Annotated in this window: 12 protein-coding genes; 11 read left to right on the top strand and 1 reads right to left on the bottom strand. The window is 43.4% G+C overall.

What is annotated here, in order from left to right; genetic code table 11:
- Positions 1-73: 73 nt before the first annotated feature.
- The 4 genes from JCM16418_RS10845 to JCM16418_RS10860 all read left to right on the top strand — a co-directional run bounded on the left by JCM16418_RS10845 (position 74) and on the right by JCM16418_RS10860 (position 4,176).
- Positions 74-1,096 (top strand): daunorubicin resistance protein DrrA family ABC transporter ATP-binding protein, encoded by a 1,023-nt coding sequence (locus JCM16418_RS10845; RefSeq protein ID WP_036648640.1) that lies wholly within the window; start codon positions 74-76, stop codon positions 1,094-1,096.
- Positions 1,093-1,908 (top strand): ABC transporter permease, encoded by an 816-nt coding sequence (locus tag JCM16418_RS10850; RefSeq protein ID WP_036648643.1) that lies wholly within the window; start codon positions 1,093-1,095, stop codon positions 1,906-1,908. Before JCM16418_RS10845 ends, JCM16418_RS10850 begins: the two co-directional genes overlap by 4 nt.
- A 175-nt stretch (positions 1,909-2,083) precedes the next feature.
- Positions 2,084-3,040, top strand: coding sequence for an iron-hydroxamate ABC transporter substrate-binding protein (locus JCM16418_RS10855; protein ID WP_036648645.1), 957 nt, complete (start codon positions 2,084-2,086; stop codon positions 3,038-3,040).
- 224 nt (positions 3,041-3,264) lie between these two features.
- Complete coding sequence (locus JCM16418_RS10860; RefSeq protein WP_036648647.1) at positions 3,265-4,176, top strand: SMI1/KNR4 family protein; 912 nt, start codon at positions 3,265-3,267, stop codon at positions 4,174-4,176.
- A 90-nt stretch (positions 4,177-4,266) separates the two neighbouring features.
- Here JCM16418_RS10860 and JCM16418_RS10865 read toward each other — a convergent pair whose 3' ends face one another.
- Positions 4,267-4,863, bottom strand: a complete 597-nt coding sequence (locus tag JCM16418_RS10865) for a TetR/AcrR family transcriptional regulator (RefSeq protein WP_036648649.1) — start codon at positions 4,861-4,863, stop codon at positions 4,267-4,269.
- Positions 4,864-5,061: 198 nt separating this feature from the next.
- Between JCM16418_RS10865 and JCM16418_RS10870 the strand changes: the two genes are divergently transcribed.
- The 7 genes from JCM16418_RS10870 (at position 5,062) to JCM16418_RS10900 (ending at position 12,958) form a co-directional block, all read left to right on the top strand.
- Positions 5,062-6,579, top strand: coding sequence for a DHA2 family efflux MFS transporter permease subunit (locus JCM16418_RS10870; RefSeq protein WP_052020220.1), 1,518 nt, complete (start codon positions 5,062-5,064; stop codon positions 6,577-6,579).
- 290 nt (positions 6,580-6,869) lie between these two features.
- A complete protein-coding gene (locus JCM16418_RS10875) occupies positions 6,870-7,769 on the top strand; it encodes a 3-hydroxyacyl-CoA dehydrogenase (protein ID WP_036648654.1) in 900 nt (299 codons plus the stop codon).
- A 215-nt stretch (positions 7,770-7,984) separates the two neighbouring features.
- Positions 7,985-9,460, top strand: coding sequence for a protein adenylyltransferase SelO (locus tag JCM16418_RS10880; protein ID WP_036648656.1), 1,476 nt, complete (start codon positions 7,985-7,987; stop codon positions 9,458-9,460).
- Positions 9,461-9,469: 9 nt separating this feature from the next.
- Entirely contained in the window at positions 9,470-9,805 is a 336-nt protein-coding gene (locus JCM16418_RS10885; protein ID WP_036648898.1) for an MGMT family protein, read from the top strand.
- A 250-nt stretch (positions 9,806-10,055) separates the two neighbouring features.
- Positions 10,056-11,264, top strand: coding sequence for an ATP-binding protein (locus JCM16418_RS10890; RefSeq protein WP_373280707.1), 1,209 nt, complete (start codon positions 10,056-10,058; stop codon positions 11,262-11,264).
- A 273-nt stretch (positions 11,265-11,537) separates the two neighbouring features.
- Entirely contained in the window at positions 11,538-12,281 is a 744-nt protein-coding gene (locus JCM16418_RS10895) for a polyphosphate polymerase domain-containing protein (RefSeq protein ID WP_036648662.1), read from the top strand.
- Positions 12,278-12,958 (top strand): DUF4956 domain-containing protein, encoded by a 681-nt coding sequence (locus JCM16418_RS10900; protein WP_036648665.1) that lies wholly within the window; start codon positions 12,278-12,280, stop codon positions 12,956-12,958. The genes JCM16418_RS10895 and JCM16418_RS10900 overlap by 4 nt, the downstream gene beginning before the upstream one ends.
- Positions 12,959-12,960: the final 2 nt, after the last annotated feature.

Here is a 12,960-nt window from a genome sequence, read left to right on the forward strand (position 1 = left end):
TTATATTCCGGCGTAGGTCCATGTTTGAATTAGTTAATGAATATTATAGTAATACGAAGAGGGAGGGTTCTTAATGAAGAATGTGAACGGAACGAAACAAAAAACGGCGAGCGGCGAATGGGCTGTTGAAGCGCGTGGGCTCGTCAAAAACTTTGGGGATAATCGTGCGGTGGATGGCGTTGATTTGAACGTACGTGCAGGTACGATATACGGCGTGCTGGGTCCGAATGGGGCAGGGAAGACCACCACCATCCGGATGCTGGCAACCTTGCTGCGGGCAGACGAAGGAACGACACGCATCTTCGGATATGATGTGGCGAAGGACCCTAATATCGTGCGTCAGCTGATCGGAGTAACCGGTCAATATGCCTCCGTTGATGAGTCGCTTAGCGCGACAGAGAATTTAATCATATTCTCACGTCTTCTGGGTCTTAGCCGCGTGGAGTCAAAGCGCAAAGCAGCAGATCTGCTGGAGGAATTCAGTTTAACGGAAGCCGCGAAGCGTCCGCTCAAAAATTTCTCCGGCGGTATGCGTCGCCGGTTAGATTTAGCTGCAAGCCTTATCGCCCAGCCGCCGCTGCTTTTCTTGGATGAGCCGACTACTGGACTCGATCCGCGAACACGTAACCAAATGTGGGATACGATCCGTAGATTGGTAAAGACGGGGTCTACTGTACTGTTAACGACGCAGTATCTGCAGGAGGCAGATGAGCTGGCCGATCGAATTGCCGTAATTGATCACGGCCGAGTGGTCGCAGAGGGCACCGTGAATGAACTGAAAGCATCCGTAGGTACATCATCCTTGCATTTGAGCATTCAGAATCAGCAAGATATTCAACATGCTCGTCAAACCGTTGAGCGGGTGCTTCAAGTCCAGTCAGCTGTTTCACCAGAAGGTGCAAAAATTACAGCCCCAATGGCGGATGCTGACCTAGTGACAGATCTGCTTATCGCCCTGCGCGAAGCAAGAATCCCCCTAGCAGAGTTAAGCGTGCAGAAGCCGACCCTAGATGAAGTATTCTTGACCATTACGGGTCATGGGGCGGAAGAGAATGAATCAACCAATTCCCATAAATCAGAGGGGGTAATAGCATGAACAACTCTTCGATTACCCCAATTGAACGCCGTCACCTGCGCAGCAAAACGAGCTTCAGGCAATCGGTTCGCCATTCCCTAACGATGGCTTATCGCGGCCTACTGAAGATTCGTCGTACACCTGAGCAACTGTTCGACGTCACGCTTCAGCCAATCATTTTCACCTTAATGTTCACTTATATTTTTGGCGGAGCCATATCCGGAGATGTGCTGAGCTATTTACCCATCATCATTCCGGGTATTCTCGTGCAAACCGTTATTACGACCTCCATTGTCACCGGTGTCCAGCTTCGAGAGGACATGGATAAGGGAGTGTTCGACCGATTTAAGTCGCTGCCGATTGCACGGATTGCGCCGCTCGCTGGGGCCCTGCTGGCAGACACCATAAGGTATACGATTGCGACAGTTCTTACATTCTCTATGGGCTATGTCATGGGTTACCGTCCGGAAGGAGGTCTGGGCTTTGTTGTTCTTGCCGCGCTGCTTGTGATCGTGTGCTCCTGGGCGATCAGCTGGATTTTTGCTTTCTTCGGCGTCATTGCCCGTACGGCTTCAAGTGTACAGGGGATTTCGATGATCGTGCTCTTTCCGCTCACGTTCCTGTCCAATGCATTTGTGCCAGCGGATACCTTACCTAGCTGGCTCCAGTGGTTTGTGAAGATCAACCCGATTTCGCATCTCGTTACTGCCGTCAGAGATCTTACCAACTCTGGCACCGCCGGTTGGGATTTAGGCATCTCACTAATCGGAGCTGCGGTAATTGTAGCTATTTTTGCTCCTATTACGGTACGTGCGTATATGCGCCGGACATAGTATAGGCTAACAACGATCATCTAAAAACGAAAAACCTCTTCGGAAGTATTGTTCTCCCGAAGGGGTTTTTCTGTGAATGATGAAAAGAGCAGTTCCTATTGACAACCGGATCAAGAAAAGATAAAGTAAGCTTTATGTGAGATTGATAATCATTATCAATATAAGGGGAGTGTACATGAAGAAAATGCTTTTACTTCCATTGCTGCTGATGATGATTGTAATCAGCGCATGCGGAAACCAAGCTGCTAACGACAAACAGGCTGCTTCGGACTCGTCAAATGCGGGCCAAGCTACCAATACTGACACGGTATCCGATTCGAACGCCAGTACTAAAACGTATCAGTCCGAGTCTGGTCCCGTAGAGGTTCCAGCCAATCCCAAACGTATCGTCGCACTGACGAATGCACCAAATGTGCTATCGCTTGACGGAACGCTGGTAGGTGTTGATGAATGGACGAACAAGAACCCATTGTTCACAAACAAGCTGGCAGGCGTGAAGGTTGTTTCGCCAGACAATTTGGAAAAGATTATTGAGCTGGCTCCTGACCTTATTATTGCCGGCACTGACAGTAAGAATTTAGACAAGCTCAAAGAGATCGCACCAACCGTTGCATATACATGGGGTAAAGTGGACTATCTGAGTCAGCAGCTAGAAATCGGAAAGCTGTTGAACAAGGAGCAGGAGACTCAGGCCTGGATCGACGACTTCAAAAAGCGCGCTGCTGAGATAGGTAAGGAGATTAAGACAAAGTACGGAGACAACGTGACCGTGTCCGTTTTCGAGACGGATGCGAAGAGTTTCTATGTATTCGGCAACAATTGGGCGCGCGGTACTGAAGTACTGTATCAAGCGATGGGGCTGAACATGCCTGAGAAGGTCAAAACCAACGCACTAGGCCCCGGATATTATACACTATCTCCTGAGGTGCTCGGCGATTACGCCGGTGATTTCCTCGTTCTTAGCAGAAGCTCCAAGGTTGATAATGCGTTCATGAAGACTGAGACGTGGAACAATATCCCCGCAGTCAAAAACAAGCATGTTATTGAGATCGACACGGAAGCATCTTCGTACAGCGATCCGACGACGCTTGAGTACTTGCTCGACATTTTCAAGAAAGGCTTTCTCGAATAAGTGGCGAGATATTTCATAGAGGGCGCGGAGTTCTTCGCCGCACCAAAAGGAGTCCAGCGTTTTTAGAACGCATGGGTTCCTTTTTTTGTAGAGAGTTAAGGTAGGTATGTCAGTCATTTTTGAATAGAGGGAGAACATTATCTTAAGTATGCTTACCCATACTGGAGTCACTATACCGGTAATGGTATAATTTGAAAAAGAGTATAGAGTGGGAGGCATACATGATGAGTGATGATCTTTTAGCAAAGCTGGATGCGCTGCATGAAGAAGATGAGTATGAAGAAATTGTAGATACCATTATGGAAATTCCTGCTGAAGACAGAGATTATGTACTGATCAGTCATTTGGGCAGAGCACTTAGTAATCTTGAACGTTACGAAGAGGCCATTGAGCAGTTCTTAATCATTGCAGCAGAGGGTGAGGATGATCCCCTTTGGCACTACCGTATGGGACTGGCCTATTATTATCTGGAACAATATGATAATGCCCAGAGGGAATTTAACATAGCAGATACGTTAGAGCCGGGTGATGAGGATACTTTGGAGTTCCTAGAATGGATACGGAACAAAACTGTCCAGAAACCTATAGAAGATTTCCCTGTAGAGTTGAATCCAGAGTTAATTACTAAATTTGCTACTGATTCCGATTTCGCAAACTTCTGGGAAGACAGTGAATACGCATTTGAGAAATATGTTATGGCTCCGCCTACAGACGATCTGATTGATTCGGTACAGCAAGAACTAGTCTTCGTGCTGCCTGCTTTTTATATTCAAATGATGAAGGTACATAACGGGGGAATCCCTCATAATCGAATTTTTCCAATCGTCGGAGCCACTTCTGAGGCAGACGCTGTTACGATCTCCGCTATCCTGGGCATTGGCCGAGAGAAGAGAAATTCACTATGTGGGGACTTAGGCAGCCGGCACGTCATTGAGAATGGTGGTTATCCTGAAATTGGTGTAGTGATTTGTGAATGTCCTTCTGAATCTGGGGTTGTCATGCTGGATTACCGTTCATCCGGTAATGACGGCGAACCAGAGGTTGTTCATGTGGGTAAAGAAAATCATTACAAGATTACCATGCTGGCTCCAAACTTTGAGATGTTTGTTCGCGGATTAGAGAAAGAAGTTGTTTAGAATATAGCTCAACACAAAAGCACCTTTCGAGGTGCCTTTTGTGTTGATAACAAGGACAATATTGAACCGAACGCTCTTTCCGATAAACGCTCAAACATGGGTAGTATCTTGAGATATTCGGAACAACTGTGCAAGCTGTTTGGCCAGAAAATGAGGTGTATAGGGCATATCATTACGAAGCCAGCAGATAATGGTACCGATGAAAGCAGAGGAGCCGTACCAGATTGCAATATCTTTCGGAACATTTACATCTGAACCAGATAGGGCGGCTTCTTTTGTTTCCGTCCTGCTTGTAATGACATCAACGAATAACTTCGTAAGACGATCTGTGAATACAGGTATACGTTTTGAAGCTAACAGCACCTTGTAAAATTTAGAGTTTTCCTCAATATGCTCAATCATTTTGACCATGATGGACGAATCCATATCCGAATGGGGTTGACTCGAAGAATTCTCCAAAATAGCATGAACTTCATGAACCATTTCATCGGCCATTTTCTCCAGCAAATCTGAAATATCCCTGTAATGAAGATAGAAAGTCACACGATTAATGGTAGCGCGTTCTGCTATACGATTCACCGTTATTTTCTCCAATTCAACCTCTTGCAGTAAATCAATAAAGGCATCTCGAATCAACTGGCGCGTGCGAAGTACACGCGGATCCGTACGCGGTGATGTTGTTGCCATGGACTGTAGTTCCTTTCCCTCGAAATATTGTGTACGACTATTTCGTTCAAATTGTAAATTATATTTGTGCTAGGCAATTAATATGGACTATATGTAAATTAATACACATTTATCGGAAATGTGTTGCTTGTGAAATACAAGAGAGCTGATTATAATTTTACGTTGAGTCTATTATACAACATGATGTTAATTAACTCTATGTTGAAATCGAAGGGATTGAGAAAGTTGAGCACAAGTGTAGCCTTTGACAGAAGTTCCATTAAGAAAGGACCTCTGTTGTTTGTTATGATTCTGGGTGCGTTCATTGCTGTTTTGAATCAGACGATCATGAGCGTCGCAACACCCGAATTAATGGTTGACTTTAATGTACTGGCGTCCACAGCCCAATGGTTGACGACCGGATATATGTTGGTAAACGGGGTTCTTATTCCGATCACCGCCTTTCTAATGCAGCGGTTTACGACCCGAGAGCTCTTCCAGACATCTATGATTATTTTTTTAGGTGGAACAATTGTTTCGGCTATGGCACAAAGCTTTGACGCACTGCTCGTTGGACGCCTGATTCAAGCAGCCGGAGCAGGTATTATTATGCCACTGCTAATGACTGTAATCCTGACTGTATTCCCACCTGACAAGCGTGGAGCCGCGATGGGTTTGGTTGGTTTTGCTATTATTTTCGCTCCGGCAATTGGGCCAACGCTCGCTGGTTACGTTATGGAGCATTATTCATGGCGTACGATGTTTTATGGAATGCTCCCGTTTGTTGTAATTGTAATTGTGATTGCCTTTATTTATTTGAAAAACGTAACGGAACGAAGCTATCCCAAGATTGACATTCTGAGCATTATTCTTTCAACAATTGGTTTCGGCGCTGTTCTGTATGGCTTTAGTAGCGCTGGAAGCAAAGGTTGGTCAAGCGCGGAAGTGGTTCTTACTCTTGTTGCAGGCGTGCTCTCTTTGATTTTGTTTACATGGAGACAATTGGTTATCAAGAGCCCGCTTCTCGATCTCAGAGCGTTTAAATACAGCATGTTCTCCCTGACGACCGTTATCAATATTACGGTCACAATGGTGATGTATGCAGATATGATGCTACTTCCATTGTATTTGCAGAATGCGCGTGGATACACAGCAATGGAGTCCGGACTCTTAATGCTCCCTGGCGCGCTTCTGATGGGAGTTATGATGCCAGTGACAGGAAGACTGTTCGATAAGTTTGGAGCGAAGTGGCTGTCTATTATTGGTTTAATTATTACGGTTATGACCACAATTGGCTTCGTTAATTTAACGGATTCCACGAGTTATACGTATTTAGTTTTGATGTCCACAGGCAGACGGTTCGGAATGGCCATGTTCTTGATGCCGATTACGACGGCTGGTCTGAATCAACTGCCCGCAAGACTAAATGCACATGGTACCGCTATCTCTAACACCATCAAACAGGTGGCAGGGGCGATAGGTACCTCTTTACTCATCACGGTGATGACGAGCAGTACCAAAACCCATCTTCAGGATATGATGGTGGCAGGTGGAACTTCTTCGATGAAGCATATGACAATGGAAGCGACTATTCAGGGTATTAACGATGCATATCTTGTTATTATTGGAATTGGAATTGTGGGTCTAGTGCTTTCTTTCTTCATTAAACGTACGGGTCAGGCCACGGAGGAAAGCAATAAAGTAAATGTGCAATCTAAGACAGTTAGAGAAATGTAAGAAGATATGAAGATGGAGCACATGCCTCCAGCATGCTGGGATGGTCAGATGCTTTAAGATTAGAAAACATGCGAAAGAGCCTCTCCGCTTCGTAAAGCTGGAGGGGCTTTTCTTTGTGAAGAACGTTATTATGCCGTTTCTGTATGCTAATATATTCTTCCTCCTATTCATAGTTAGTTATTGATGGGTAAATATGTAGCATAAGAGTCTAAAGTGTATGTGTTTTCTTAAGTGTGGGAATCTTTACAATATTAAGAATGGTCTTCAATTATTTAAAAAGGAGAATAGTTATGGACTATACAAATATAACAGTAGCTGGTAGTGGTGTTCTGGGCAGTCAGATCGCTTATCAGATTGCCTTCAAAGGATTCAATGTATCCATTTATGATATTAATGACGATGCATTAGATCGTGCCAAAGAAAGAATTATGGAGTTGAAGCCTCATTATCAAGCGGATTTAAAGGCTACAGAGGATGAAGTCAATAAGGCGTATCAACGGATTTCATATCATTCTAATTTATCAGAAGCCGTTGCAACAGCAGATCTCGTTATTGAAGCCATTCCTGAAGTCGTTCAAATGAAACTGGATTTCTATAAGGAATTAGGGAAGGTAGCTCCTAAAGAAACGGTATTTGCAACCAACTCCTCAACGTTATTACCAAGCCAATTTGCTGAAGCCACAGGCAGACCGGAGAAATTTCTAGCGTTACACTTTGCCAATGAAATTTGGAAGAACAATACGGCAGAAATCATGAAGCATCCGGGAACGGATACCCATGTGTTCAATGACGTCATTGAATTTGCAAAAGCTATTGGAATGGTGGCCTTACCTTTAAATAAAGAGCAGCCGGGCTATATTCTGAATTCGTTATTAGTTCCATTGCTTGATGCTGCGCAACAGCTTTTAGTAAAAGAGGTTGCTGATGTACAGACCATCGATAAAACATGGATGGTAGCTACAGGCGCACCTATGGGTCCCTTTGCGATCTTAGATGTGGTAGGAATCAATACTGCTTATAATATTGGACTTGCTAAAGCGGAATCTTCCGGAGATCCAACGTTCAAAAAAATAGCTGAGACATTGAAAACAGAGTATGTGGATAAAGGAAAACTAGGAAGAGCGACGGGCGAGGGCTTCTACAAGTATCCTAACCCTGATTTTACACAACCGAACTTCTTGAAAAGCTAATCCATAATCACGAAAAGGAGATGTTCCACAAAAGATGATATGTGTGGGCATCTTCTCATTTTTTGCTTAGTTAGATGCATGACTAGTCCAAAAATGTTAAGGACGCACGTAGTTGTGGGAGATATAATAGAGGGACGTAAGGGAAAATTAAATACGAATTCTGTTGTATGAATGTAATGATGATACTTCATACGAATGAAGGAGATAACCATACCATGTCAGAGAAGAATGAAATGATAGACACAGGTTGGAATTTCGATAATAGCTATGCTCTTTTGCCAAAGCCATTTTTTTCTATACTTCCTCCGACGCCTGTACAATCACCAGAGTTAATGATCTTGAATGCTCCTTTGGCTCAAGAACTGGGGCTGGAATTGTCGGTTCTGCAAAGTGAAGATGGCGTAGCGATGCTTGCGGGCAACCTGATTCCCGAAGGTGCTTTTCCGCTTGCTCAGGCGTATGCAGGACATCAATTCGGACATCTGAATATGTTAGGCGACGGCCGGGCTGTGCTGCTTGGTGAACAGATCACACCTACAGGTGAACGGTTTGATATCCAGCTCAAAGGGTCTGGTGTCACGCCATACTCCCGGAGCGGTGATGGCCGAGCAGCGCTTGGACCTATGCTGCGCGAATACATTATCAGCGAAGCTATGTATGCACTGGGTATTCCGACTACACGTAGTCTTGCTGTTGTGTCGACCGGTGAGGCCGTCATTCGTGAGACTAGGCAGATGGGAGGGATTTTGACCCGTGTGGCTGCCAGTCATCTGCGAGTTGGAACTTTTCAATATGCTTCAAAATTGGGTACTGGCGAGAATCTTCAGGTCTTGGCTGACTACACGTTGCAAAGACATTTCCCAGAAGTAGCCCTTGATGAGAATCGATATCTATCTCTCCTGAAAGAAGTAGTTCACCGTCAAGCGGAGCTCATTGCAGAGTGGCAGCTGGTTGGCTTCATTCATGGTGTAATGAACACAGATAATATGGCCATCAGCGGGGAAACCATTGATTATGGGCCTTGCGCTTTCATGGATGTTTTTGATCCAGCAACTGTGTTCAGTTCCATTGACACGAGTGGTCGTTATGCCTACGGTAATCAGCCGCAGATTGGTGCTTGGAATCTCTCAAGATTTGCTGAGGCCTTATTGCCTCTGCTCCATGACGATGAAGCAGAAGCAATCAAGTTAGCTGAGGATGCAATCCGTGGTTTTGCCGAGCAGTATTACAGCCATTGGTTGGGAGGAATGAGGGAAAAACTGGGGATTTTTGGCGAACATGCAGAGGATGAATCCCTCATTAAGAACCTACTCAGCATAATGCAGAAATACCGCGCAGACTATACGAATACCTTCTGTTCGTTAACGATGGGTACAATGGAGGATTCAGTCCTTCAAGGCACTCCTGAATATGCCCAGTGGTATGAACAGTGGCAGGCGAGATTAGAGAAGCAAGAAGAAACAAAAGACGCCTCGCATCAGTTGATGCGCAGAAGGAATCCAGCGATTATTCCTCGCAACCATAGGGTTGAAGAGGCGCTGAAAGCAGCAGTGCAGCAAGGTGATTATAGCGTGATGGAGCGGCTTCTTTCGGTTCTTGCGAATCCTTATGCCTACTCTCCTGAACAGGCTGATTATTCTACTTTACCAGTTCCGTCTAGCCAGCCTTATCAAACATTCTGTGGTACTTGACCTGTGACAATGCAGCCATTCACAAAAAAAGTTATCGAAATTATAAGTAGCATTCCGGCTGGTTATGTCATGACCTATGGTCAAATTGCTAAGCTAGCTGGAAGTGCAAGAGGCGCAAGGCAGGTCGTACGGATTTTGCATTCAATGAGCGAATCTTATAATCTGCCGTGGCATAGAGTTGTTAATGCCAAAGGAGAAATTGCAATTAAAGATGATGAGTCTCGTTTCAAGCAGACGTTATATCTAAGCGATGAGGGTGCTATACCCGATGAGAATGGGATAATAGATCTGAATAAATACCGATATAGGCCAGATGACGTTGATCTGCAAGATGAGGAATTTTAAACGTAGCGAATAGATGAGACATGGACAACAAGTATTCATTATAAATAAACCTTAAAGCATCCATCGGATGCTTTTTTCTTGGATTAATCTAAAAATGGTTATGAAATACATAGTTAACATGTTTAACTTTACTTATAATATGAGCTTAGCGTAATGTTCTACATAGAACCCAAAAACTGCATTTAGACATTTAGTAGTAAAAGGTTGAAAGGAAGTTATCCCCTTGTTAGAGACTTTACTGTTGAATTTCTTGTTTTTACTGTTTCCGGTTGTCATATTTTTAATTTTTTTTGAAAATAAAGCATATGCCTATAATAAGAGGGTACTTGTTTTACTGTCGGCTGTGGCAATGTGCCTTTGTATGGCCAAACCCATTAAACTTGAAATTGGATTTATATTCGATTTAAGATATGTTCCTATGATCATTGTGGCTCTCTTTGGAGGATACAAGAATCTTTTTCCTTTATATTTCATCTTGAACATGTATCGATTCTACGTAGGGGGAGAGGGTACGTTCCGTTCCTTCGTTTATTCATCGGTTATCTTCATTGTAGTTCCTATTCTCAGTAAGTGGTTTCTGAGACTAAGTTCTAAAGGGCGAATTATCACTGCTTGCTTGACGTCATTACTAAATATCCTCATTTATCTATATACGTTAACCTCCTTCATGCCATTAGATCGGAAATTCTGGATGTTCACGCTTAATGCTGTGATGACATATGTTGGGGTAATGTGCGTCATTATGATATTAATTGAAAAGATCATTACGAATATTAAAAATCGTGACCGGATTCTTCAATCGGAACGACTAAATGTCGTTAGTGAACTCGCGGCAAGTGTATCCCATGAAATCAGAAACCCACTCACGGTAACAAGTGGATTTCTACAGCTATTAAATAAATCCAAAAACATCACACAATCGGAAAAAGGATTTATTGAATTATCTTTGCAGGAACTTAAACGAGCGGAGAAAATAGTCAGTGATTATCTCTCTTTTGCCAAACCACAATCCGAGAATATGGTGTATTCGAATATGAGTGAGGAAGTCGAGTATACCAAAAATATTATTATGCCATACGCCTCTATCCATAAAGTAGAGGTCATATTTAGTTTTAATAACTCGTTAAAGAAACATTATGATCGGAACCAAATCCAACAATGCCTCATTAATTTATATAAAAATGGTATTGAAGCGATGAAAGACAACGGCGGAGGCATATTGTATATTGAGATATCAGAACGAAAGCAACATATTATCATCAGTATTCGGGACACCGGAATTGGAATGACAAGGGAAGAAATATCACGTCTCGGTAAGCCGTATTACTCTACCAAAGAGGAAGGAACGGGCCTTGGCATGCTCATGGTATACAGTACAATTAATAAAGTGAAGGGAACCATTGAAGTCGATAGTGAAAAAGGTAAAGGTACCACATTTTTGATATCGATTCCGACCTAATAAAAAACAGAGCCCAAGCGATCCTATCGCTTGGGCTCTGTTTTTTACCGAAACCGTCGCTTTACCTATTTAATGAAGCAATTTGAAGCAATGTCTTAAGCAAAGATGCAGATAATCAGGTGCCGGTGCCTTTTTACCAAATGTTAACGAAATGTTATCGGAATGTTATCGGAATGTTATCGGAATGTTTAAGCTTCGTTAAAGGTTCGAGTATTAAGCTATAGAAATGGACGGCGAGAACAACCTGCACAAGCGAAAGGAGCGAGCTTATTTATGGCCATTGAAGTATTTAACCGTTATGAGAACAAGTATCTCATGGACTCGAAGGCATTCTACAATATTTACAACGATCTGATGAAATATATGGAACCGGATGAGCACAACAAGGATGACAAGTTCTATACCATTAGTAACCTTTATTACGACACAGAGCATCATTCGCTTATCCGCACCAGTTTGGCTAAGCCTAAATATAGGGAAAAGCTAAGAATCCGTTCATATGGTGTGCCGAGCAGTGAAGACAAGGTATATCTGGAGCTAAAGAAAAAGGTATTTGGACTAGTCAACAAAAGGAGAACTCCGCTGAGATTGAGTGAAGCCTACGATTTTGTCCAGACAGGTCACGCCCCTACTTACAGAAACGGAATGAACAAACAGGTCATCGATGAAATCGAGTATTTTCTGAGTCGGTATGAGCTGCAGCCGATGGTTTATCTAACATATGACCGGATCGCTTTGTTCTGTAAGGGGAACCGAGATCTACGAATTACGTTTGACACAAACATCCGATCTCGACGTCATGATCTTACATTGGAAGCCGGAACCTACGGCGAACAATTAATGGAGCGTGGGCAATGGCTGATGGAAGTGAAAGCCGAGAAGACCATTCCGGTCTGGCTATCCAAGATGCTGTCTGAGCATCAAATGTATCGCACAAGCTTCTCTAAGTATGGTAATGAATATAAAAAATCGATTCGAAATGCATCTGTCATTGAAAGGGAGAGAATTGTTCTATGATCGAAACTATTTTTAATACATCTGCTGTGGATAGCACCCTATCCTTATCACACGCGCTTTTGACTTTGGCGACCGCCATTATACTAGGAGCTATCATTAGTTTTACGTATATGAAGACACAGCCAGCTTATTCTCAAAGCTTCACACTGACTATGATCGTGCTTCCTGCGATTGTGGCGATCATTATCATGCTGATTGGTAGCAATATTGCTAGAGCATTTAGTTTGGCGGGGGCATTCTCCATTATCCGTTTCCGGAGCGCGCCGGGCGATTCTAAGGACATTTCCTACGTCTTGTTCTCCATGGCAGCCGGACTGTCCGCTGGTGTTGGTGCTTTCGGGTATGCGATTCTGTTTACGATTATCCTTTGTTTGATGATGTATGTACTCAAGCTAATAAATTTTGGCGTGAAAAAAGATGCCATGAAAACATTGAAGATAACCATCCCAGAAAATTTAGGGTATGAAGAAGCATTCGAAGAGGTATTCAACAAGCATAACGTTGATTATGAGCTGAGAAAGGTTAAGACAGCCGAACTAGGCAGCCTTTATGAAGTGGTTTATTCGGTCAGTATGAGTCCAAATACTAATCAGAAGGAATTTTTAGATGCCATTCGGACGCGTAACGGAAATCTGGATATTACACTCACAATGAATCCTGCGTTGCAGGAATATTAAGA

The sequence above is a fragment of the Paenibacillus pini JCM 16418 genome, from assembly GCF_000576305.1.
Taxonomy (GTDB): Bacteria; Bacillota; Bacilli; order Paenibacillales; family Paenibacillaceae; genus Paenibacillus_AQ; species Paenibacillus_AQ pini.

Bases quoted from the DNA above. Each gene is read 5' to 3' on its own strand.
- JCM16418_RS10875 (WP_036648654.1), top strand. From the start codon at position 6,870: ATGGACTATACAAATATAACAGTAGCTGGTAGTGGTGTTCTGGGCAGT.
- JCM16418_RS10865 (WP_036648649.1), bottom strand. From the start codon at position 4,863: ATGGCAACAACATCACCGCGTACGGATCCGCGTGTACTTCGCACGCGC.
- JCM16418_RS10900 (WP_036648665.1), top strand. From the start codon at position 12,278: ATGATCGAAACTATTTTTAATACATCTGCTGTGGATAGCACCCTATCC.
- JCM16418_RS10895 (WP_036648662.1), top strand. From the start codon at position 11,538: ATGGCCATTGAAGTATTTAACCGTTATGAGAACAAGTATCTCATGGAC.
- JCM16418_RS10885 (WP_036648898.1), top strand. From the start codon at position 9,470: ATGCAGCCATTCACAAAAAAAGTTATCGAAATTATAAGTAGCATTCCG.
- JCM16418_RS10845 (WP_036648640.1), top strand. From the start codon at position 74: ATGAAGAATGTGAACGGAACGAAACAAAAAACGGCGAGCGGCGAATGG.
- JCM16418_RS10880 (WP_036648656.1), top strand. From the start codon at position 7,985: ATGTCAGAGAAGAATGAAATGATAGACACAGGTTGGAATTTCGATAAT.
- JCM16418_RS10860 (WP_036648647.1), top strand. From the start codon at position 3,265: ATGAGTGATGATCTTTTAGCAAAGCTGGATGCGCTGCATGAAGAAGAT.
- JCM16418_RS10855 (WP_036648645.1), top strand. From the start codon at position 2,084: ATGAAGAAAATGCTTTTACTTCCATTGCTGCTGATGATGATTGTAATC.
- JCM16418_RS10850 (WP_036648643.1), top strand. From the start codon at position 1,093: ATGAACAACTCTTCGATTACCCCAATTGAACGCCGTCACCTGCGCAGC.
- JCM16418_RS10870 (WP_052020220.1), top strand. From the start codon at position 5,062: ATGTTGAAATCGAAGGGATTGAGAAAGTTGAGCACAAGTGTAGCCTTT.